Origin of the sequence: Nonomuraea sp. NPDC049028 (assembly GCF_043197735.1) — a bacterium.
Classification (GTDB): domain Bacteria; phylum Actinomycetota; class Actinomycetes; order Streptosporangiales; family Streptosporangiaceae; genus Nonomuraea.
The window spans coordinates 179,961-202,403 of record NZ_JBICTR010000009.1 but is presented as its reverse complement, the minus strand read 5'-3'; the positions used below and the strand labels follow the sequence as shown (position 1 = coordinate 202,403).

Genomic DNA, 22,443 nt, shown 5'->3' with positions numbered 1-22,443 from the left:
GACGTGATCAGACAATCGACATCGACGATTTCAACGACCTGGCAGGAGTTCGGCAGTGCTCTGCGGACATGGCGCGAACGGCACGAACTGAGCCTGCGTGACCTTGCCGGGCGGATTCGATGGGACTACTCATTGATCGCCAAGTGGGAGCAGGGGAAGAATCGCCCGCCTGTCGAGGCGATCACGGCCCTTGACGCCGAACTCGGCGCCGGGGGCGAACTGGTGACCCGGGCGCTTCGTGCGGCCATGGCCGAGTCCGATCGGCTACGAAGGGGTACCGTCCAAGCAAACGCCTCAACGCGGGATGAGGGTGAGGATGTGGAGCGCAGACGACTGATGCGGAATGCGGCTGCCGTCGCCGCTGTAGGTGCGCTGGCTCCCGTGCTGACCTCGCTGACCGATGCGCTGGCCATCACGCGACGGCCGCTGCCGGGCGCGAGCGTGTCACGCGGGATGATCGACGACTGGGAAGATGCCGCCGATGTCCACGAGCAGCGAGCGCGCTTCGATCCGCCCGCCGTCGTTCTCGCCGCGCTCGCGGTCGACTACACCGACATGGCCCCTCATCTGGGCCGCGCTCAACCCGATGCCGTACAACGTGACCTCTCCCATGCCGCCGCGCGTCACGCGGCCCTGATCGGTGGCAAGTGGTTCGACCTGGGTAACCGCCGCGAGGCGCAGCGCTGGTGGGCACAAGCCCGGCAGTTGAGCGAACGGTCCGGTGATGACCTCCTGGCGTCGTGGCTGAGAGGCTGGGAGGCGGGCTACCGGCTATATGATCAGGGTGAGGATCTCGACAGTGTGCTTCTCGTGGCGGGGGAAGCACGTCGTCTCGCGGGAGATGCCCCAAGCGCGCCACTCGTGGCCGCTCTCGCAACCGAGGCTATGATCCTTTCGATGGTCGGGCGCCACGCTGAGGCGATCACCGCGCTACGCCGCACTGAGGAGACATACGAGCGGCTGCCTTCCTCGGGAGGCTCAGATCAAGGCCGTACGCTGTGGTACGACCGAACGCTCATCTACACTCTCGCGGGGGACGCCAAGCGCGCCGAGGATGCCCGCCATACGGCCGAGAGCCTCTATCCGGCGGGGCATCGCACAGCGACCCTGCTCGCGCTCTATGGCGCCGCGCTCCACGCCCGCACCGATCCCGCCGAGGGCACGCGTCGGGGGTTGCGACTCCTCGACGCAATACCCCCTGAGCGACGCGATACCCGAGTGATCTCAGCGGCCCATCTGATCATCGACGCCTTGCCGGAGAAGGCCCGCGCTCTGTCTTCGGCACGGGAACTGCGCGCCCTGGCGGTGAGTGGCCGGTCGGCCTGAGCCGGACACACGACGACGCCCCGCTGGTCGATGGCCGGCCGGGGGTGGACGAACCGCGGCCGGGAGTTCTGCGTCAACGGCTGATTCTTGGATAAGTGAGTTGTCAACCACTTTGGGCCCCTACGCGTCGAATCGTCACAGCGTTTACGCTGACTCGGGAGGGCCCTCATGATCCGTCGCATCATCCGGAAACGACGTCCCGCACCTTCACTGGCGGGCATCAGCCTCGAAGAGGAGCTCGCACTGTTGCGGGTCGAGCTCATGTACGGTCTGCGCGTCAATCGCGAGGCGTACTTGCGCAGGAAAGTGGACGAGCGCGAAGAGCTCGCCATGCGGGTGCGCGGGCAGGACGCCGCCGCCATGCTCGAAGGCCTGCGTGGTTCGCTGGAGCGGTCGGTGGCGCCCACGGTGGTCGATCTACGTAGCAGGAGACGGCGCGACTTGGGACAGGACCCAGAGCCTGCCTGAGGGCGCGCCACGCACCAGGCCGCAGGCCCCTTGGCGGGCATGCGGCCGTTCGCGTGTTATACCAATTCCGCAGGTCAAAGAGAGTCCATGGCTGGTTTGGACAGGAATCCGTGGCCGCAGGGCTATGCCATTACCGGCCTCTGGCCTGGTCAAATGCCCATTTGGCAGGGGAAGTGACAAGAGTTGGCACTCCAGCGTGGCATACACAACCTGGTTTGCCCATGGACGGCGATGCCTGCAGCATGGGCGTGGCTTTCCTGGAACAATGGCGGAGACCGGTAGGGTGACTGCTTCACCGCGGATGATGGGGATCGGCAACGGACGACACCGCGCCAGCCCGGGGGATCGGCGCGAGCGGAGGCGTGATGGCTCGTAGGTCAACCGTCCAGCAGGGTCCTCGGATCCCTGGCGACCCCGAGCTTTCGGCTCGCCATGACATGGCCGACTTCGACGTGTCGCCTGCCCGCAGGCCGCGCCGTGGCGGCTGGTCTGGCGCCGGCGGGAGATGGCTGGTGTGGACCGGCCGAATCGTTCTTTGGGCGCTTATCATAGTTATCGTGGTTAATGGGGTCCGTGCCCCATTTGAGAGGTTTACTCAGAGTGGCGCGGCGGCTCCGAATGAGGCGCCCGTGGCCAATCACGGATTCCCGGCCGACCGCGGCATGGCGTTCGCGGCCCAGTTCGCCGGCGTCTATCTGAATTTCACTCCCGCCGACGCGCAGAGCAGGGCGGGCAAGCTGGCCGCGTTCCTGGCGGACGGCATGGATCAGCAGATGGGCTGGGACGGCAATGGCAAGCTGGCCGCCGTCGCGATCCAGCCCTACGACATCGAGGCCACCAGCGCCAGCGACGCGATCGTCACCGTGGCCTTCCAGTCGGGCTCCCGCCGGATGATGCTGTCGGTCCCGATCTACTACTCGGCCGACGACGGCGGCAGCTTCGTCGTCTCCGGCCGGCCCGCCATACTGCCCGCGCCCGGCCGGGCGGATCTGCCCCAGCTCGCCAAGCCCGAGAACGACGACGCCGTCGCCGCCGAGCTCAAGCCGCAGCTGGAGGACTTCTTCAAGAACTACGGCTCAGGCGACACGACGGGATTGCAGCGCTATGTCGCCCCGGGCAAGAGCATCGCGAGTTTCGGCGGCGCCTTCACCTTCGCCGAGCTCAAGGACATCGTGGTGCCTGTGGGGGGCGCCACTCGAGAGATCCAGGTGGTCGTGGTGTGGAGCGTGCCGAGCGGCGCGACGCCGTCGGCCGAACCGGACGCCGCCGACGCCAACGCGGTCGGCGCCCGCCTGGAGCAGGCATATCGCCTCACCGTCGAGAAGCAGGGCGACAAATGGTACGTCGACGACATCCGCGGTGCCGGTCGGGCCGTTGGGTAGACGCACGAACGCCCTGTTGATCGGTACCCCCGGGAGGACAAAGAAGTGATCTTGAAAACGATAGTGCTCAACCTGATCGAAATGACGCCAACGCCCGCCCCCACCGGCATCGACTCCGAGGGGCTCGCCAACTTCCTGCGGGCCTTCTTCGCCCCGCTCTTCCTTGTCGTCGTCTCCGTGGTCGCGCTCTTCTTCCTCTTCACGCGCGAGATCACGAGGTTCGTGCAGTTCCTCATCCTGGCCATCGCCATCGGCGTGATCTTCTACGTGCCCAACATCATTGAGGTGACGGCGAAGGCGATCGCGGGAGCACTGGGCATCAAGTAAAGGGTTGAGACCGCTCAAGGGCGGTCATTGTACGAGCGGGTGGAGAGGAGGACCGCGTGGACCTGCCCACGTATACCAATATTTGGCGAATTGAGAAGCGGCTCTACAAGCTGTACGACCTACGGTTGCCGATGCCCCTCCCGATCGTGTGGATCGGCGTGTTCGTCGGCGTGCTGGCTCCATGGTCCCTGCTCCTCATGCTCCTGCACATCCCTTTCGCCGCACCATGGCACGTGCTTTACCTGGTGCCACCGGGTGTCGTCACCTGGCTGTCCACCCGCCCGGTGATCGAGAGCAAGCGTTTGACCGAGCTCCTGCAGTCGCAGCTGCGCTACGTGGGCGAGCCGCGGGCCTGGTGCCGGATGGCGCCGACCTCCGAGCCCGAGACGGTCACCTTCGCGGGACGTGTCTGGCGGGTCACGCCCAAGCGGGTCAAGGCGCCGCGCAAGGCCCGCCAGCCCCAGCGCAGGCGCCGCGCCGAGCTGGAGCTCGCCACCCAGACCAGGCGGTCTGTCGGCGCCGAGCCGGTTACCGGCCCGCGCCAGGTCCGCCCCGCGGTCGCGGCCGCCGCCGCGGCGGCCGCCCAGGCTCCGGTCGCCGAGCCCAGGCCCGCCCGTCCCGGCTGGGGTTCGGTCACGCGCCGCGGCACCGCGCCCGCCCTGGGTGCCGAGCTCGCGGTCCAGCCGCCGGCACTTCAGCCTGAGCCCTCCGTACGCCCCGACAAGACACTCGCGATGGGCTCACGGCCGGCCCAGGCGGGGTCGTCGGCGGACAAGACATCGGGTGTGGGGCCAAGAGCGGGCAGGGCCGCTGAGAGCGGCTCACGGCCTACGGAGCGGCCGCTGATCGCCGTACAGGGGGACGAGGGCGGCGAAGACGTCGTCCTGGCGGCCGGGAAGCCGGTCGACAGCGGCGGCGACGATGGCGCCCGGGTCGCTGGGAAACCGGTCGACAGGAGTGGAGAAGACGTCGCCCGTACGGCCGGAAAGCCGATCGACACGGAGGCGCTGCGGCGACTGCGCAGGTTGGCGGCGAGCGCCGACACGACGGTGTCCAGCGAGTCGACCCGCGCTGAGACGACTCGGGCTGAGACGACCCACGCCAGGGCGGTCCCGTCTGTGGCGGTGAGCGCCGACACGACGGCGTCCACCGAGGCGGCCCCCTCTGACGCGACCCCCTCTGACGTGATCCACTCCGAAGACGTGACCCGCGCTGAGGCGCCGCACAGCGAAGCCGCCTCTCGTGAGGCGATGGCCGGTGGAGCGGCGGAGGCGGGCGGGTCCTCGGGGATGGGCCGGAGTGAGGGATCGCGATCGGCCGACGGCGCCGGTCGCGAGGACGAGCGCGCGACCGGGCCCGAGGAGGTGCGCGCTGCCGGTCCCGAGGAGGTGCGTGCGGCCGGGGTGGACGAGGTGGCGCGTGACCAGCACAGGAAGGGGAAGCCGCCCAGGCAGAGCCCGCCGCTCGTGTTCCCGGATGTGCAACGGCTCTGGCCGCCGCTCAGCCCCGACAGCAAGCCGGTGCGGTTCATCCGGCCGGTGACGCGCGACGACGAGGCCCAGAGGGCCGGGACGGCTCCCGTGGGACGCGACGAGCCCGCGACCACCGCGTCCCTCCAAGGGCCCGAGACCACCGCGTCGGTTCACGAGATCGGCCCCGCCAAGAGTGAGCGGGCCCGTCAGGAGCACGGCCCCGCGAAGGGCGAGCGAGCCGCGTCGGCAAGCGACCGCGACAGCGGGACGTATGCGGACGAGGCGGCGGTTAGCAGGGCGTACGCGGACGAGGCAGCGGGCATCGGGCCGTTCGAAAGTGAGCAGAGCGAGCAGAGAGAGCAGGCCGTGCGGCCGCCCGCGGCCAGGCAGATCACCCAGGGGCCCACGCCGGGCGAGCGGGTGCGGCGGGTCGAGTCCGTGGTCGGCCGCGACTCCGGTGGCTGGCGGCGGATCGCGCAGGTGGTCGTCGGCGGCGGCAGCGTGCGGACCGACGGATCGGAGATCGACGAGGCCCGGACGAGGGCGGTGTTCAGCGGCAGTCGCCGGGTCGTCGTGCTCGGCTGCACCGGTGGCGCCGGGCAGAGCACGACCGCGCTGATGCTGGGGCACACCTTCGCCCAATATCGCGACGACCGGGTCGTGGCCATCGACGCCAACATCGGTGGCAACACCCTGACCAGCAGGATCGACCCGGAGACCCCCGAGACGCTGGCCTCGCTGCTGGCGGGGCTGGAGCGGGTCAGCGGTTATCTGACCATGCGGGGCTACACCACCCGCACCGGGTCGGGGCTCGAGGTGATCGGCGCCGACACCGACGCGGACGCCGAGCAGCGGCTGTCCGACCGGACGCTGTTCTCCGACCACCGGCTGGGCCAGGCCATGCACCTGCTCGACCGGCACTACAAGCTGGCCGTCCTGGACCCGGCCGCCGCGCTCGCGGCTCGCGTGCTCCCGTACGCCGACCAGCTGGTCCTGGTGGTCCCCGCGAGTGAGGAGGCGCCCGAGGCGGTGGCGATGACGTACGAGTGGCTCGACGGGCACGGCTGCGCGGACCTGCGCAGGCGGGCGGTCATGGTGGTCAACGGCGTGAGCAGGCGTTCGATGGCCGATGTCGAGCAGGCGGAGTCGGTGGCCAGCGGCAGGTGCCGGGCCATCGTCAGGGTCCCCTGGGAGGACGACCTGGCGCCGGGCGGCGACGGGGTGGTCGATCCTGGGCAGTTGCGCCCGGCTGGGCGGCGGGCGTACCTCGCCCTCGCCGGGGTCGTGGTCGCGGGCTTTGCGGCACAGACGGTCCGTCCGAGCGAAGAGGAGTTGGCGAGTGACCCCCCGGGCACGAGAATCGGTGAGCGATAAGTGAACATGCGAGCAGGTCTGACTTGTTCATGCGCCGAGGGGGCGGCATGAGCAGGGGGTCCCGAGCGCATCAGCGCCTGGCGGTCCGTTATTTCGACGACCGCATCCTGCTCACCAACACCTGCGCATGGGCGTATTTCCGACTTCCGACGATCAGCTATGAGTTCGTCACGCCCGAAGAGCGTGAGGCGCTGGCCACCAACATCACGATCGCGCTGGCCACGATCCGGATGCCCGACGCCGAGGTACACCTGAGGGTCGCCCACCGCACCTATCCCGCGGCCGAATGGGCGATGGCGCTCAACGCCACCTCCGACGAGGGGTCGGGCTGGCGCGACTATCTGGAGGAGATGTACCGGCACGTATGGGCCAAGGACTTCTGGTCCAAGGAGGTCTACATCGGTGTCCGCCTCGGCCCCCGGGGCAAGCAGGTGGGCGCTGGCGTGCTGGGGCAGCTGTTCGGCTTCTACCAGCGTACGGAGAAGGCACTCGGGCTCGAGGACGACCATGTGCCGGAGGGCGAGATCGGCAGATGGACCGAGCAGGCCGAACGGCTGGGCCGGGCACTCGCCTCCAGCGCCCTCTATGCCAGGCATGCCACCTCCGTGGAGGTGGCGTGGTTGTTCCAGCACTCGGCCGCGGGCGCGCTCGGCGATCCGCCGCCGTCTGCGAGCCCGAAGCGGCGCTGGGGCAAGGGCGAGATCGAGTCGCTGGTCGAGGGAGAGATCCACAACGGCAGGTCACTGCTGCGCATCGTGCAGCCGCAGGGTGACTCCTATGTCGCGCACCTGTCGTTCGCCCGTTTCCCGGACATCATGCCGTTCCCGGACGGCGAGCCGTGGTTGCACTTCGCCGACCAGTTGCCCTTCCCCGTCGAGGTCTCGTCGAGGATGCGGCTGATCCCGCCGGTCAAGGCGTCGAAGGACGTCGCGCGCAAGCTCGCGCACGCGCGCGACATGGACATCCACATCCGCGAGGCCGGCGCGGAGGCGCCGCTCGCGCTCGCCGAGCAGATCGACGCGGCCCGCATGCTGGAGCACGGCATCACGAAGGAGCGGCTGCCCTTCGTGTACGGCTGGCACCGGCTGATCGTGTCGGCCCCGACCGAGGACATGTGCGTACAACGGGTCGAAGCGGTCGTCGAGCACTACCGTGACATGGGCATCGACGTGGTCAACTCGACCGGCGACCAGTTCTCGCTGTTCTGCGAGGCGCTGCCCGGCGAGAAGGTCAGGGTCAACGCCTATGCCCAGCGGCAGCCGCTGCGGACGATCGCCGGCGGCATGGCCACGGCGACCGTGGACCTGGGCGACCGGCTGGGCGACGGCAGCGAGGGCTGGCTCGGGCCGTACATCGGGGAGACCGTCGGCAGGGCCCGCAGCATCGTGCACTTCGACCCGCTGGTCGCAGCCACTCGCAACCGGCCGACGGCCATCGCGATCACCGGCGAGCCCGGTGGCGGCAAGACCACGCTCGCGCTGCTGATGATCTACCAGATGGCGCTGCGCGGCGTCACCGTCGCCGTGATCGACCCCAAGGGCGACGCCGAGTCGCTGGTGCAACTGCTGCAGAAGCGCGAGCGCAAGGCCCGCGTCATCCCGCTCGGCTCGGCCGCGCCCGGCCTGCTCGACCCGTTCTCGTTCGGCGACGACATCGCGGCCAAGAAGACCATGGCCACCGAGACGCTGCGCCTGCTGCTGCCCCGAATGTCGGAGGAACGCGAGTCGGCCATGATCCAGGCCGTCGCGGCCGTGTCCAACGGCGTGGACCCGTCGCTCGGCAAGGTGGTGGAGTTCCTGGAGCAGTCCACGGACGCCGCCTCCAAGAACCTCGGCGCCGTGCTTCGCTCCATGTCGGAGATGCGGCTGGCCAAACTCTGCTTCGACCCCTCAGGAGGCGACCAGGTCGACACCGAGGGCTGGACGACCGTGTTCACGCTCGGCGGCCTGACGCTGCCCGACGTGGCGACGGGCCGCGACGACTACTCCTACGAGCAGCGGCTGTCGGTAGCGCTGCTCTACCTGGTCTCCCAGTTCGCCCGGCGGCTGATGAACAGCCTGGACCGCCGCGCGCCCAAGGCGATCTTCTTGGACGAGGCATGGGCGATCACGTCCACGCCCGAGGGTGCGAAGCTGGTGCCGGAGGTCAGCCGCATGGGTCGTTCTCGCAACACCGCGCTGGTGCTCGTCTCACAGAATGCCGGTGACCTGCTGAACGAGCAGGTCACCAACTGTCTGTCCTCGGTCTTCGCGTTCAGGTCCACCGAGCGGGTGGAGGTCGATCACGTGATGTCCCTGCTGGGCGTGGAGGCATCGGAAGAGCACAAGGCGGTGCTGAGATCGCTCGGCAACGGCGAATGCATTTTCCGTGATCTGGATGGCAGGGCGGGCCGCATCGGAGTAGACCTGATTTCCGAAGACCTGCTCCGCTGGCTCGACACCAATCCGACACACGACAAACCCAGCGACAACGGGCATCATGATCTTCAAGGGGGAGTGGGCGGCAGAGCGCAGGAGGTGCGGTCATGAAGATCCGGCTACCCAGGCGGCTCGCGCTCGCTCTGGCCCTGCTCGTGGGCATCCTCGTGGTGCCGATCGTGGTGGGCTCGCTCTCACCCGCCGCCGCGGCCCCCTGCGACCTGTCCGGCGCGCTCGCTCCCGAGGTGATCGGCAGCGGCTCCGACGGCATGATGCAGCCGCCCGTCCCCGAGGGCGGCGCGCCGGCGGCGCCGACCACCAACTACGCCCAGTTCGGCATGAGCGGCCAGTTCTGGCACACCTACGACCTGGGCTGCTCCGACTTCGCCGCGGTGCTCGGCAACACCTGGGCCAACACGATCTTCCTGTGGGCCAAGGCGATCGACCGGGTGACCATCACCACCTACCAGGCAGCGGCCACGGAAGGACCGCTGCAGTCCATCAAGGACGTGGTCGATGACATCGTGACGAACCTGTCCAACGCCATGTACTGGCCGCTGCTCCGGCCGCTCGTCATCCTCGGCGCGATCTGGCTGGCCTGGTACGGACTGATCCGCAAGCGGGCCACCACCACCGCCGAAGGCGTGATCTGGATGGTGCTCGCGGTCACGGTCGCGACCTGGTTCTTCAGCCGACCCGGCGACTTCACCGGCCTCGGCACGATCGTCACGGACAAGACCGGCGAGGTCGTCAACTCCGCCTTCTCCGGCCTGCCCGGCGCGGGCGGCGCCTCCTGCCTGCCCGGCCCCGGCCAGACGAACCCGCAGGTCAAGGCGGGCGGCTACGGCCAGACCGGCACGCCCGGGGTCGACCAGAACGCCGAGGCGCTGTGGTCCACGCTGGTCTGCAAGCCGTGGCTGATGGGCCTGTTCGGCACCGCCGACCCCAACCAGCCGATCGTGCGAGACTTCGGCCGTACGATGCTGGAAACCCAGTCGATCCCCGCCGCGACGGCCAACCAACCGGCGCCGGACGTCGGCGCGCATCAGGCCAAGTACGCCGAGATCGCCGAGAAGCTCAAGAACGACTCCCGCTACATGATCTTCTCCGGCCGTGACTGGACCAGCAGGCTCGGCGTGGCCATCGGCGCGCTGATCGCCGCCCTGATCGCCGGGGTGCTCATCTTCCTGGTCGCGGTCTCGCTGCTGGTGCTGAAGGTCGGCTTCCTGCTGCTGCTCATACTCGGGCCGGTGTTCCTGCTGATCGGCGTGCATCCGGGCAGCGGGCGGATCATCGCCATGCGCTGGGTGGAGATGCTGATCGGCACGCTGCTCCGGCAGGCCGTGCTCGCGCTCGTGCTCGGCGTGCTGGTCTACGGCTATGCGCTGATCATCTCGACCGCCATGCCGTGGGGGCTGCAGATCCTGTTCATGGCGCTGCTGACGATCGCGGTGTTCTTCTACCGGCGGCCGTTCCAGCACCTGTTCGCCTCGATGAACGGGCACACCCTGACCACGCGCATGCTCGGCGACGCCGCGTCCTCCTCCGTACTCGAGCGGTCGTCCTCGGCGCTGCCGCCGGTGGCGGCGGCCAGGATCGGCCGCTGGGGTGCGCGTAAGGCCGAGCCGCTCATCCAGGCGGCCGCGATGGGCGCGTCGGCGGGCACCGCGGCGGCGGCGTCCACGGTCGCCCAGGGGCGGGCCCGTGGGCAGGAGGCCGCGGAGGGCGTGGCCGCGTCCGGCACCCGGGTCCCCGCCACGGCGGCGCCGCTGAACACCGACAAGCAGGACGGGAAGGCCGCAGGCCGGCAGGTTCCCGCGCCGCGGGCCGGGGCCGCGCCGCCGCTCAACCTGAGTGGCACGCCGACCCGCACCCGTGGTACTCCATCGCCTGGTGGAGCGCGGCCGTCAGGCGGGTCCGCCGCCGGTCCTGGGAGTGCCGGTGCCGGTGCCGGGAGCGCCGGTGCGGGGAGTGGCGGGGCCGGTGGAGGTGGCTGGTTCGGTGGAGGTTCCGGGGGTGGCTGGGCGTCACGTCGTGGCGCGGGCGGCTCCAGTGGCTCCAGGTCGGGTGGCACGCGGTTCGGCGGTTCTGGCGGTTCTGGCGGCTCCAGGTCGGGCGGGTCAGGGTCGGGTGGATCCTGGCTGAGTGGCTCCGGTCGTTCGGGTGGCTCGGGTGGCTCGGGTGGGTCCGGCGGCTCTGGCGGGTCCCGGTCGGCGAGTCGTGGGTCGTCGGGCGGCGGGATGTTCGGTGGTGGCGGTTCGGGCGGTCGGCGCCCGGCCGACGAGCCGAAGGGCCGCTCCTCGGAGGCGCCGCCGCTCTGGCTGCCGAGCAGCCGCCGTGGCAGCGGCTCCGGTGAGGGCGAGCCGTCCGTGCCGTTCTGGCTCAAGCCCAGCAATCCGGACAGGGACTGATCATGGCGCAGCCTGGTGACAGGCGGGGCGTCGCCTTCGCCGCCATCGTGGTGGTCATCGCCGCCGTCGGCATCTACCTGACGATGTGGCCGGACTCCGGCGAACCGGACGCAGGGAAGGCGCCCGCCGGCCACACCACGACCGTCTCACCGGCCGCGCCGAGCAAGCCGCTGGCGACCGCCAGCGGCAAGCCGTTCGACATCTACTCCTACCTGCCGATGACCAAGGAGCAGCTCGCCGCGGCGTCCGACCTGGCCGAGCGGTTCACCGCCGCGTACGGAACGTTCCGCTACGACGAGGAGCCCTCGGCCTATGTGGACCGGGTCAAGGTGTTCACCACGGCCGAGTTCGGCAACGTGCTCGCCAGGACGCGCACCTCGCCCGGCACCGTCGAGCGCGACCGCGCCGACGAGCTCGTGGCGGCGGGGACGGCCAAGATGAAGGAGATCAGGCAGGTCGAGAAGTCGTCCGTCATCTTCGTGGTGACCGGCACGCAGCAGATCACCGCCAAGAGCGGCAACAAGCAGGTCGTGGACGACTACGCGGTCACAGTGAGTCAGATGGGCGCCGACTGGCGGGTCTTCGACCTGCAACCCGCCGACGCGGGCCAGGACGGAGACACCCAGGGGTGAACACCTCCCGCGCTCGCGTCGCCCTGGCGGTCGGAGCCGCCGGGGTGCTGCTTCTCGCCGTCGTCATCATGTCGCCGATGCTCATGACCTCGATCCCGTCCTTCCTCGGCAGCGGAAGCACCGCCCGTACCGACTGCGTCAACGGCGACACGCCCGTGCAGGAGGTGTCCGACACCGGCGCCTCCGACATCCCGGCCGACTATCTGGAGCTCTACAAGAAGTTCGGTACGAAGATCGGCGTCCAGTGGAACATCCTGGCCGCCGTCGGCAAGCGCGAGACCGACCACGGCCGCTCGAACATGGCGGGCGTCAAGAGCGGCACCAACTACGCGGGCGCGGCCGGGCCGATGCAGTTCCTGATCGGCACGTGGGGCGGCAAGGCGCGGATCGCGATGTCGTCGAAGTTCAACGGGTACGCCTCCGACGGCGACGGTGACGGCGTGGGCGACATCTACAACCCCGCCGACGCGATCCTGGGCGCCGCGAAGATGCTCAAGCGCAACGGCGCTCCGGAGAAGGTACGCCAGGCGCTGTTCATCTACAACCGCGCCTGGTGGTACGTCGACCAGGTCGAGCAGATCGCCAAGGGCTACGCCAAGTCCGGTGACGTCGAGGTGCCGCCGCAGGCCGACGAGGCCTGTGACGATCCGCTGGTCGAGGCCGCGCCGAGTGACGTGGTGGCCAAGATCCTGGAGTTCGCGCTGGCCCAGCGCGGCAAGCCGTACCTGTGGGGCGGGACCGGGCCGGACGCCTTCGACTGCTCGGGCATCATCTACGCCGCCTACCGGGCGGCCGGGTTGTCGATCCCGCGGACCACGTTCGGGCAGTGGCCGTTCGGCGTGAAGATCCCGCAGGGTGACGAGCAGGCGGGTGACCTGGTGTTCTTCAACGCCGGGCCGGGCACGGGGCCGGACAACCCCGGGCACGTCGGAATGATCGTGTCGAAGGGCAAGATGGTGGAGGCCCGCTGCACGCTGTGCGGGCCGATCAAGGTGACGACGTATCAAGCGCGCGGCAATATTATGGGTTTCACCCGTCCGTTACAGAACCCCGACGTGCTCGAACAGCTCAAGAAGCTGCAGAATGCCGCACTATGACAGTGATCGTGGTGACGGCGTGATGATGGTCGTGGTGGCGGTATGACGGTGATCGTGGTGGCGGCGGTGATCGTCTCGTCGGATGGGCACGTACTCGCCGCGCAGCGGGCCGAGCCGCCCGCCCTCGCCGGCGGGTGGGAGTTCCCGGGCGGCAAGGTGGATCCCGGCGAGAGCGAGAGCGAGGCGCTGATCCGGGAATGCCGCGAGGAACTCGGCGTGACCGTGTCGGTCGGCGCGCGGGTGGGCGGCGACTGGCCGCTGTCCGAGGGGTACGTCATGCGGGCCTGGCTGGCCTCCCTGGCCTCGGGCGTGCCGGAGGCCAAGGAGCATCTGGCGCTGCGGTGGCTCGGGCCTGGCGAGTATTACGACGTGGCTTGGCTCGGGGCGGATCTGCCGGTCATGGAAGCCGTGGAAGATCTGCTCCGACAGGGTTAACCATCTCCTCTGGGTGACATAACGATTACTGAGCGTAATGTCACGCGGCCTGAGGGGAGGCGACGTGGTCAGACATGGCTGGATCGTGGCGGGGGCACTGGCCTTCGCGGGGGCGTCGGTTTTGGCGGGCATCCAGTGCGAGCCCGTGGCGGCCGAGGTCTTCAGGGCCGCTGGCGGGGCTGGGATCGCGCTGGTCTTCGAGCGGCTGGGCGATGCCGGCGAGATCGGGCGATGGGTACGTACGGGGGATGCGCTGCGGTTTCGGGTGAGCCTGGAGGGGATGGGCAGCGACGCCCGGCTCGCGGTGGCGACCAGCCCGGCGAACGCGCTGACGTCGATGACGTGCCCGAGCTTGCCCGCCGGTGGGTTGTTGGACGCGGGTCCGGGAATCGTGGGCGGGCCGGGGGATCAGGCGATTGAGGGGCGAACGGTTCCGGGCGGGCAGGCGGTTCCGGGCGGGCAGGTCCCGAGTGGGCTGGCGGTTCCGGGTGGGCAGGCCGTTCAGGGTGGGCAGGCGACCGTCGGGCAGGCTTTGCCGAGCGGGCAGGATTTTGGGAGCGGGCAGGCTTCGCCGGATGGGCAGTCGGTAGGCCGCGTGCATGCGTCGGGCGGTGCTCTGGCGGCTCGGACCGCCGCTCTGAACGCGCTCGCCGCTGGGGAGGCGGCTGACGAACAGGCTTCGATGGGTGGGCGATCGGTCGCCGGGGTGGCGTCGTCGCGAGGCGTGCTGGCGTCCGGGCGGTCATCGACGCCGGCCGCGACGCTGAGGACCGCGCTGGTGCCGACCGCTCCGGCGGCCAGCGCGTCGGGTGTGACGGCGCCGGGTGTGGTCCCTGGGGCGCGGGTTTGTGCGCTGGGTGATGTGGCGGGGGATCGGTCGGTGGACGTGCTGCTCACCGTGCCGAGCGGGCCGAAGGAGGTCGTGCTCACGGCGGCGGCTCGGGCGCGTGACACGAGCGGCGGTTTCGCGACCGTCGTCGGCTCGACCACGACCTCTGTCAAGGCCCCAGTGAGCGCCCCTGTCAGGGCGAGCGGCCGGCCGGCCGCACCTGTCGCGACCCTGCAGCAGGGGCCGAAGACGTCCACCCAGACCCTGCCGAAGGGGGCGAAGACGTCCGCCCAGACCCTGCCGAAGGGGGCGCGCGGACAGGGGGCGGTGCGTGGGGAGGCCGCCGATGACAGCGTGGGGACGCTCATCGAGATCCCGCGTGGCGATGTCACGCTGAGCGGCCGAGCGGTGCGCGTCCAACGCGGCGCCGAGGACGCTCGCCCGGACAAGACGGCGGTCGCCGGAAGCGTACGCCCTAGAAACGGGCATACCGCGAAGTCCCATCTGCGGATGGTCTCAGCCGGTCATGCGCACGCGTCCAGCGCCGTACCGAACGGGACGGCCGTCCAGGTCCCGGCGCCTGAGCTGCGGCGCGAGCCCGCACTGACCCTGCCCCAGGTTCCCCAGGTCCTCCCTCCGCCGACGTCGGGGCTCGGCGCTCCGGGAGTCGGCGGCACTTCAGGAGTCGGCACCGGTGGCATGCCAAGAGCCGGGGCTCCAGCACTGAGCGCCCCACAAGGCGGCACCCCCGCAGGCGGCGCTCCGGGACTTGGAACTCCGGGTTTCGGTGCCGGTGCGGGAACCGGGTGGGGGGCCATGACATCAGCCGAAGAAGCTGGGCCGCCCTTGCCATTCGCCATTACCGGTAACCGCTTTCAACCGGCCGAGCGGGTGAATCCCCTGGCAGGCGCACGCGGACTGCCATGGGTCGCGAGCGGGATCGCGGTGCTGCTCGGCGCGCTGTGGCTGGTCGCCAGGGCACAACGGGCGCGATTGCGGCGAAAGGTGTTGTAATTCCGTCTTTACTGTTACTTTTACCCGGCTAGGATTCCCTTGACCATGGTTTCGGGACTGCGCGGAGGGCACAGGTGGCACGTACGCGAGCGACGGCCGTGTCCGCACTGATCCTGGCTTTAGGGCTGACAGGTGCCGGTGCGGTTCCCTTCGTCCTCCAGAGCGCGAGCGCCTCCGCGGTCGCCTACGACCCCGCCGTCGAGCCCTGTGAAGCGGGCGAGGTGTGCGACACCACGCCGGAGACCACCGTCACGGTCACCACGACGATGGACACCCCCACTCCGGACCCGGAAACGACGATCACCAAGACCGTCACCGCGCCCACGAAGACGACGACGAAGACGAGCACCCCGAAGCACTCGAAGACGCCGAGCTCGACCCCCAGCACGACCAAGTCCACGCCCTCGTCGCTGCAGCCGTTGCCGTCGCAGAGCGTGGAGGTGCCGTCTACGACCGCCACCTCGTCCACGCCCGAGCCCACGGACTCGGGCGTCGTCCTGCCCAGCGTGGCGCCCATCGAGACCCCTTCGACGACGCCGTCGCCGAGTTTGACGGAGAGCTCGACGGAGGAGTCGGTCCCGCTCGAACTGCGTAACGCGGCTCCCGAGTACGACCAGCGGACGCTTACGCAGCAGCTCAGCATTCCGGCGCTCGTGCTGGTGCTGCTGGTGCTGTTCGCGGTGCTCATCTTCGAGGGGCGGCTGCGCCGGATGGCCCACGCGGCGGCCGTACGCAAGGCGGGTCCACAGGGCGGCCCTGGTCAGCCCGGCTTCCCGGGAGCCCCCGGTGGACCGGGCGGGATGGGCTATCCGGCGGGCCCCGGTTATGCCACTGCCGGTTTCGCGGCGCCCGGTTATCCGGGCGGTACGGCGTATGCGCCGATTATCAGCTTCGTCCCCGTACAGACCTATCCGGGGGGACAAGTCCAGTACGGCGCGGTCTATCAGGACCCGAACATGTACGGCCAGCCCGGCTACGGTCCCGCGCAGCCGCCCACGGCGGGCGAGCCGGTGGTGCTGCATCCGGACGAGTTCGACACGTTCAGCCAGGAGCCGGCCAAGTCCGACTTCGATGCCTTCAGCCGTCCCGAGCCCCAGGGGGAGTCGTACCGGGCCCCGTTCGAGGCTCTGGTCCCGGCTGAGCAGCCGCCCGCGGACATCCCGCCCGGTGGTGCCGGTCCGTACGAAGACTCGCCTGAGCGCCCGCTGGGCGCCGCCTCGGCCGCCGAGACCGGCGACGCCGAGCCGTGGCAGAGCATCGGCCGGCCCCGACCCGGCACCGAAGGGCCTGGCATCGAAGGGCCTGGCCCCGGAGGGCCAACCCTCGAAGGGCCCACACTCGATGGGCTGGCCGCCGAAGGGGCGCCCGCAGATGGGGCGCCCGCCGATGTGACCGCCATCCAGCCGCTGCCTCCGCAGAAGCCCAAGCGCCGCTGGGGACGTCGCCCGTAACGCGGTCGTACGATCTCGCGACTGTGGCGTCCGGCCGTCGGATTCGGCACGCGACTCGCCGCCCTGACCGCTCGATGACCCGTTTTTCGCGCGGTACGCGAGTATGTCAGCCATGTCGACTCCCCCAGCCGCGGCTGAACCCGCATTATCGGAAAAGTCCGGGCATTCACGTGTAGCTCGGCGGATCGGTTGCCTGGGCTTGTCGTTGGTGCCGTTCGTGTTACTCGGGGCGATCGTTATGACGCCCGTTTGGCTCAACGACTATCGGCTGGCGCGCATGGTGGACCGCATCCAGGAGTATCCGCCGCCGCCCGGAGCGGACTTCGGGTACATCGACCCGCAAGTGGAGGTGACCGGCGACTCCGGCGACTGCTGGTACACCATTCGCTTCGAGGTCTCCACCGACCGGCCCGTCCAGGAGGTGCTGAACCACTACCGCCAGGCGAAGATCGAGGATCCCGACGGAGACCTCGATGACTTCGAGATCATGGCCTGGACGCCGTTTGACGAGCCTGGCGTTCAACCGGACGAGACTTCTGCCACGAACCAGGTGATCGTCCACCTGGACGGCATGTATGACGGCGGATTGAGGGACATGCGCTGCTGGTGAAGCGGCGTCACGTACGGGTGACGAGTTTGTCGAAGGCGCGGTCCGAGAGCAGCCGGTGGATTCTCAGCAGCAGCTTGGCCAGGTAGCCGACGGCGTACCGCGGCCTGGGGGCCTTGGCGTCGATGGCCGTGCGAATGGCCTGGGCGACCACCGAGGGGTCCGAGGCCTTGTTCTTCCCGGCGAAAGCGGCTTCCGCGCGGTCGGCCATCGCGTTCGCGACGGAGGCGTAGGCGCCTTTGCCGGAGACCTCTCGCAGGTCGTGGGGCGTGCTCGACTCGAACTCCGTCTTGATGAGGCCGGGCTGGACGACCACCACCTTGATGCCGAAGCGGCCGACCTCCTGGCGCAGGGTGTCGGAATAGCCTTCCAGGGCGTGCTTCGAGGCGTGGTACCAGGCGCCGAGCGGGAGCGAGATCACCCCCGCGATCGAGGAGACGTTGACGATCGTGCCGGAGCGGCGCTCGCGCATCCCCGGCAGGACCAGCTGGATCAGCCGGGCAGGCCCGAACATGTTGACCTCGAACTGGTGGCGCGCGGTGTCGAGTGGCACGTCCTCGGCGGCCCCGTACACGCCGACGCCGGCGTTGTTCACCAGCACGTCGATGCGTGACTGCTCGGCGAGGATGGTGTCGACGACGCGTCGCAGGTCCTCCTCCTTGGTGACGTCCATCGCGAGGGTGTGGCCGCCGGCCTTGCGGATGTCCTCCATCCGGTCGACGCGCCGGGCCACGCCGTACACCGTGTGGCCGGCACGCAGCAGGTCGAGTGCGGTGGCGCGGCCGATGCCGGCCGAAGCGCCTGTGACGAGGCAGATCTTGGCTGCCATGGAACGACCTTTCATCTGGGGTGTGCGGCGTAGAGCCACTCCCGGTAGGGCGGTATCAGGGCTTCCGAGGCGGCGATGATCTCCGCGGCGGCGGCCGCGATCACCTGTGCGTCCGGCTGCTCGGCCGGCTCGTACGCGTGCCGGACGATGTGCGCGAGCACCCTGGCCTTGGCCTCGGGGTCCGGCTCGTCGGGCACCGTGATCACGGTGCCCAGGAGGTAGAAGCTCGCCTGCGTCGCGGTCAGGCCGTAGATCAGGTGCTCGACGTCGTCGCGGAGCAGGCCGTGACGGATCATCACCTCGTGGAAGCGCGCGGTGGCGAGCAGTTCGTGGCTGCGCGTCGCGCTGTCGGCCATCCTGCCCTGGAGGAGCGGCAGGTCGCCGGCGAGGAGCGCCCGCAGCATCGGCCGGCGGCAGCTCACCAGGAACAGCGTGCTGAGCATGCGGTGGGGCAGCACCACGGCCGGATCGCGGCGCAACTCCGCCAGCAGCGTCTCCACGTAGATGATGGCCTCGCGCACGAACAGGGCCTCGAAGAGCTGCTGTTTGGTACGCCAGTGCAGGTAGACGGTGCCCTTGCCGATGCCGGCCCGCTGGGCGATGTCGTCGATCGTCACCTTGCGAACGCCGAGGCGCACGGTCAGCTCGGCCGCCGCGTCGAGGATCCGGTCGGCGCGGTCGGCCGCCTCGCTCGGTCTTCCCAGCGCCATCGTGCGACCTCCATCTGACTTATTGACCAGCTTAGCAAAAGAAGTCAAAAAGTCACCCGGCCTCATGAAGAAGGCCGGTGAGGGGAGCCCTCACCGGCCTGCTTCAGTACGAGTACGACGCTACTTGGCGCGCTTGAAGATCTTGTTGCCCAGCCACACGATCGGGTCGTACTTGCGATCGGCCACGCGCTCCTTCATCGGGATGAGCGCGTTGTCAGTGATCTTGATGTGCTCGGGGCAGACCTCGGTGCAGCACTTGGTGATGTTGCAGTAGCCCAGCCCGTGCTCCTCCTGGGCTGATTCCTGCCGGTCCGCCACGTCGTACGGGTGCATGTCGAGCTCCGCGATGCGCATGAGGAAGCGCGGCCCGGCGAAGGCGGGCTTGTTCTCCTCGTGGTCGCGGATCACGTGGCAGATGTTGTTGCACATGAAGCATTCGATGCACTTGCGGAACTCCTGGGACCGCTCGACGTCGACCTGCTTCATCCGGTATTCGCCCGGCCGCACACCCTCCGGCGGGGTGAAGGACGGGATTTCGCGTGCTTTTTCGTAGTTGAACGAGACGTCGGTGACGAGGTCCTTGATGACGGGGAACGTACGCATCGGCGTGACGGTGATCGTCTCGTCCTCGGTGAAGGTGGACATCCGCGTCATGCAGCCCAGCCGGGGCTTGCCGTTGATCTCCATCGAGCAGGAGCCGCACTTGCCGGCCTTGCAGTTCCAGCGGACCGCCAGGTCCGGCGCCTGCGTGGCCTGCAGGCGGTGGATGATGTCGAGGACGACCTCGCCCTCGTTCACCTCGACGGTGAAGTCCTCGAGCTTGCCCTCACCGCCCTCACCGCGCCATACCTTGAACTTTGCCTTGTAGCTCATGACTTTGCGATCCCGTCGAACTCGGTCATCTCTTCGTCGGTGAGGTATTTCGCCAGCTCGTCCCGGTCGAACAGCTTGATCAGGTGGTCGGCCATCGTAGGCTGCACCTTCTCCTCGACCGAGATGGACGAGCCGTCCTCCGTCGAGCAGACGAGCAGCTTGCGGCGCCACGCCGGGTTCATGCCGGGGAAGTCGTCGCGGGTGTGCCCGCCGCGGCTCTCCTCGCGCAGCAGCGCGGCCCGCGCCACGCACTCCGAGACGAGGACCATGTTGCGCAGGTCGATCGCGAGGTGCCAGCCGGGGTTGTAGATCCGCGAGCCGGCCGCGCCGACCAGCTGGACCCGCTCCTTGAGCTTCTCCACGGCCTCCAGGGCCTCGGAGACCTCTTCGGCCTTGCGGATGATGCCGACGAGTTCGTTCATCGTCCGCTGGAGCTCGTGGTGCACCTCGTAGGGGTTCTCGCCGGAGCGGCCCAGCGGGGCCAGGGCCTCGGCGTGCGCCTCCTCGACGAGTTCCTGGGACACCTGGGGCCTGGCGGGCAGGCCGTCGATGTACGCGGCGGCTCCGGCGCCCGCTCGGCGGCCGAAGACCAGCAGATCGGACAGCGAGTTGCCGCCCAGCCGGTTGGAGCCGTGCATGCCGCCCGAGACCTCGCCCGCGGCGAAGAGTCCCGGCACGGCCGCCGCGCCGGTGTCGGCGTCGACCTCGACGCCGCCCATGATGTAGTGGCAGGTCGGACCCACCTGCATGGGCTCGGCGGTGATGTCGACGTCGGCCAGCTCCTTGAACTGGTGGTGCATCGACGGCAGCCGCCGCTTGATCTCCTCGGCCGGGAGCCGGCTGGACACATCGAGGAAGACGCCGCCCTGGGGAGAGCCGCGCCCCGCCTTCACCTCGGAGTTGATCGCCCGAGCCACCTCGTCACGCGGCAGCAGCTCCGGGGGACGGCGGTTGTTGGCCTGGTCGGTGTACCAGCGGTCGCCCTCCTCCTCGCTGGTGGCGTACTTGTCCTTGAACACCTCGGGGATGTAGTTGAACATGAAGCGCTCGCCGTTGGAGTTGCGCAGCACCCCGCCGTCGCCGCGGACCGACTCGGTGACGAGGATGCCGCGTACGGACGGCGGCCAGACCATCCCCGTGGGGTGGAACTGGATGAACTCCATGTTGATCAGCTTCGCGCCGGCCAGCAGGGCCAGGGCGTGGCCGTCACCGGTGTACTCCCAGGAGTTGGAGGTGACCACGTAGGACTTGCCGATGCCGCCGGTCGCGAGCACGACGGCGGGCGCATCAAAGACCACGAAATTTCCGGACTCGCGCCAGTAGCCGAAGCCACCCGAGATGCGGTCGCCGTCCTTGAGCAGGCGGGTGACCGTACATTCGGCGAAGACCTTGATGTAGGCCTCGTGATCGCCGTGCGTCTCGAAGTCCTCCTGCTGCAGCGCGACGACGCGCTGCTGCAGCGTGCGGATCAGCTCCAGTCCGGTGCGGTCGCCGACGTGGGCCAGCCGGGGGTACTCGTGCCCGCCGAAGTTACGCTGGCTGATCTTGCCGTCCTTGGTGCGGTCGAACAGCGCGCCCCAGGCCTCCAGCTCCCAGACCCGGTCGGGGGCCTCCTTGGCGTGGAGTTCGGCCATCCGCCAGTTGTTCAGGAACTTGCCGCCCCGCATGGTGTCACGGAAGTGCACCATCCAGTTGTCGTCTGAGTTGACGTTGCCCATCGCGGCGGCCGCGCCGCCCTCGGCCATGACCGTGTGGGCCTTGCCGAACAGCGACTTGCAGACGATCGCCGTCCGCTTGCCCTGCTGGCGGGCCTCGATGGCGGCCCGCAGCCCGGCGCCGCCCGCGCCGATGACGACGACGTCGTATTCGTGACGCTCGATTTCCACAGAAAGATCCTTAAGCGAACGGGAAGGCGATGATGCCCTTGGCGACCAGGCGGACATAGAGGTCGGCGCCCATGACGGAGAACATCGAGGCCCACGCGAGTGGCTGGTGCTTGGCGTTGAGCTTGGAGACGAACGTCCAGGCCCGGTAGCGAAGCGGGTGCCGGGAGAAGTGGTTGAGCCGGCCCGCGGTGATGTGCCGGCACGAGTGGCACGACAGCGTGTAGGCGACGATCAGGACGGCGTTGGCGATCAGGATCCACGAGCCCAGGCCCAGCGGCTTGTGGACGACCGCCAGGATCGCGTCGTAGCTCAGGATCGCGCCGATGACGATGGCCGCGTAGAAGAAGTACCGGTGGATGTTCTGCATGATCAGCGGGAAGCGCGTCTCACCGCTGTACTTGCCGTGCGGCTCCTGAACGGCGCACGCGGGCGGCGACAGCCAGAAGGACCGGTAGTAGGACTTGCGGTAGTAGTAGCAGGTCAGCCGGAACCCGCCGGGCAGGCCGAGGATCAGCAGACCGGGCGGCAGCGTGTACCAGTCACCGATCGGCGCCCAGCCGAACAGCCGCGCGCCCTCGGCACACGAGGTCGTCAGACACGGCGACGAGAACGGGGCGATGTACGGATCGATGTAGTAGCTGCTGTCAATGATCGCCCATACGCCGTAGACGAGGAAGGCACTGAGTGCCAGGAACGTCAGCAGCGGGGCCAGCCACCATCTGTCGGTGCGCAGCGTACGCACCTTTATCTGCGCACGCTGCCTTCTGACAGGAGCATCGGGCGTCGTTTGGGTCATCGCGGACCTCTCCACCTCCCGCGGACCCTGCTCGCAGGGAATCCGGGTCGTTCGCTTGGCGCGTGCACGGCGGGGCGTGGCCTCCGCTCGCAGAGCGCTTTGGTGGG

Annotated in this window: 19 protein-coding genes; 13 read left to right on the top strand and 6 right to left on the bottom strand. The window is 69.2% G+C overall.

The features are described 5' to 3' along the window. Positions 1-3: 3 nt before the first annotated feature. From ACGFJ2_RS34445 to ACGFJ2_RS34395, 11 genes are all read left to right on the top strand, one after another. On the top strand, positions 4-1,326 hold the full coding sequence (locus ACGFJ2_RS34445; protein ID WP_393475423.1) for a helix-turn-helix domain-containing protein: 1,323 nt from the start codon (positions 4-6) through the stop codon (positions 1,324-1,326). Positions 1,327-1,494: 168 nt separating this feature from the next. Beyond that, positions 1,495-1,794, top strand: coding sequence for a hypothetical protein (locus ACGFJ2_RS34440; protein WP_357944116.1), 300 nt, complete (start codon positions 1,495-1,497; stop codon positions 1,792-1,794). A gap of 629 nt (positions 1,795-2,423) precedes the next feature. After that, positions 2,424-3,176 carry a conjugal transfer protein gene (locus tag ACGFJ2_RS34435; RefSeq protein ID WP_358179265.1) on the top strand — a complete coding sequence of 251 codons (753 nt, stop codon included), beginning with the start codon at positions 2,424-2,426 and terminating at the stop codon, positions 3,174-3,176. Between the two features lie 81 nt (positions 3,177-3,257). Further along, on the top strand, positions 3,258-3,503 hold the full coding sequence (locus ACGFJ2_RS34430; protein ID WP_357652102.1) for a hypothetical protein: 246 nt from the start codon (positions 3,258-3,260) through the stop codon (positions 3,501-3,503). Between the two features lie 56 nt (positions 3,504-3,559). Beyond that, the gene (locus ACGFJ2_RS34425) at positions 3,560-6,349 is read left to right on the top strand and encodes a TcpE family conjugal transfer membrane protein (RefSeq protein ID WP_393475419.1); all 2,790 of its coding nucleotides are present in this window, start codon (positions 3,560-3,562) and stop codon (positions 6,347-6,349) included. A gap of 47 nt (positions 6,350-6,396) precedes the next feature. Further along, the gene (locus ACGFJ2_RS34420; RefSeq protein ID WP_357944122.1) at positions 6,397-8,877 is read left to right on the top strand and encodes an ATP-binding protein; all 2,481 of its coding nucleotides are present in this window, start codon (positions 6,397-6,399) and stop codon (positions 8,875-8,877) included. Next, positions 8,874-11,177 carry a type IV secretion system protein gene (locus ACGFJ2_RS34415; protein WP_393475416.1) on the top strand — a complete coding sequence of 768 codons (2,304 nt, stop codon included), beginning with the start codon at positions 8,874-8,876 and terminating at the stop codon, positions 11,175-11,177. The genes ACGFJ2_RS34420 and ACGFJ2_RS34415 overlap by 4 nt, the downstream gene beginning before the upstream one ends. 2 nt (positions 11,178-11,179) lie before the next feature. Continuing rightward, positions 11,180-11,809 carry a hypothetical protein gene (locus ACGFJ2_RS34410; RefSeq protein WP_357944126.1) on the top strand — a complete coding sequence of 210 codons (630 nt, stop codon included), beginning with the start codon at positions 11,180-11,182 and terminating at the stop codon, positions 11,807-11,809. Next, the gene (locus ACGFJ2_RS34405; protein ID WP_357944127.1) at positions 11,806-12,906 is read left to right on the top strand and encodes a bifunctional lytic transglycosylase/C40 family peptidase; all 1,101 of its coding nucleotides are present in this window, start codon (positions 11,806-11,808) and stop codon (positions 12,904-12,906) included. The genes ACGFJ2_RS34410 and ACGFJ2_RS34405 overlap by 4 nt, the downstream gene beginning before the upstream one ends. A 42-nt stretch (positions 12,907-12,948) precedes the next feature. Next, a complete protein-coding gene (locus ACGFJ2_RS34400) occupies positions 12,949-13,341 on the top strand; it encodes a (deoxy)nucleoside triphosphate pyrophosphohydrolase (protein WP_357944129.1) in 393 nt (130 codons plus the stop codon). A gap of 64 nt (positions 13,342-13,405) precedes the next feature. Further along, positions 13,406-15,184 (top strand): hypothetical protein, encoded by a 1,779-nt coding sequence (locus tag ACGFJ2_RS34395; RefSeq protein ID WP_393475413.1) that lies wholly within the window; start codon positions 13,406-13,408, stop codon positions 15,182-15,184. A gap of 184 nt (positions 15,185-15,368) precedes the next feature. Here ACGFJ2_RS34395 and ACGFJ2_RS34390 read toward each other — a convergent pair whose 3' ends face one another. Then, positions 15,369-15,701, bottom strand: coding sequence for a hypothetical protein (locus ACGFJ2_RS34390; protein WP_393475410.1), 333 nt, complete (start codon positions 15,699-15,701; stop codon positions 15,369-15,371). On the opposite strand from ACGFJ2_RS34390, the gene ACGFJ2_RS34385 reads away from it, so the two are divergent. Together ACGFJ2_RS34385 and ACGFJ2_RS34380 are read left to right on the top strand one after the other, a co-directional pair. Then, complete coding sequence (locus tag ACGFJ2_RS34385) at positions 15,691-16,635, top strand: hypothetical protein (protein ID WP_393475407.1); 945 nt, start codon at positions 15,691-15,693, stop codon at positions 16,633-16,635. The two genes, ACGFJ2_RS34390 and ACGFJ2_RS34385, sit on opposite strands and share 11 nt — an antisense overlap. A 238-nt stretch (positions 16,636-16,873) precedes the next feature. After that, positions 16,874-17,245, top strand: coding sequence for a hypothetical protein (locus ACGFJ2_RS34380; protein ID WP_357944137.1), 372 nt, complete (start codon positions 16,874-16,876; stop codon positions 17,243-17,245). A 7-nt stretch (positions 17,246-17,252) separates the two neighbouring features. Here the strand turns inward: ACGFJ2_RS34380 and ACGFJ2_RS34375 are convergent, their stop codons facing one another. The 5 genes from ACGFJ2_RS34375 to ACGFJ2_RS34355 form a co-directional block, all read right to left on the bottom strand. Beyond that, a complete protein-coding gene (locus tag ACGFJ2_RS34375; RefSeq protein WP_357944138.1) occupies positions 17,253-18,071 on the bottom strand; it encodes an oxidoreductase in 819 nt (272 codons plus the stop codon). 11 nt (positions 18,072-18,082) lie between these two features. Beyond that, positions 18,083-18,781 (bottom strand): helix-turn-helix domain-containing protein, encoded by a 699-nt coding sequence (locus tag ACGFJ2_RS34370; RefSeq protein ID WP_357944140.1) that lies wholly within the window; start codon positions 18,779-18,781, stop codon positions 18,083-18,085. Between the two features lie 120 nt (positions 18,782-18,901). Beyond that, the gene (locus tag ACGFJ2_RS34365; protein WP_225300743.1) at positions 18,902-19,654 is read right to left on the bottom strand and encodes a succinate dehydrogenase/fumarate reductase iron-sulfur subunit; all 753 of its coding nucleotides are present in this window, start codon (positions 19,652-19,654) and stop codon (positions 18,902-18,904) included. Beyond that, positions 19,651-21,597 (bottom strand): fumarate reductase/succinate dehydrogenase flavoprotein subunit, encoded by a 1,947-nt coding sequence (locus tag ACGFJ2_RS34360; protein WP_357944142.1) that lies wholly within the window; start codon positions 21,595-21,597, stop codon positions 19,651-19,653. The genes ACGFJ2_RS34365 and ACGFJ2_RS34360 overlap by 4 nt, the downstream gene beginning before the upstream one ends. Beyond that, positions 21,551-22,336 (bottom strand): hypothetical protein, encoded by a 786-nt coding sequence (locus ACGFJ2_RS34355; RefSeq protein WP_357944144.1) that lies wholly within the window; start codon positions 22,334-22,336, stop codon positions 21,551-21,553. Before ACGFJ2_RS34355 ends, ACGFJ2_RS34360 begins: the two co-directional genes overlap by 47 nt. Positions 22,337-22,443: the final 107 nt, after the last annotated feature.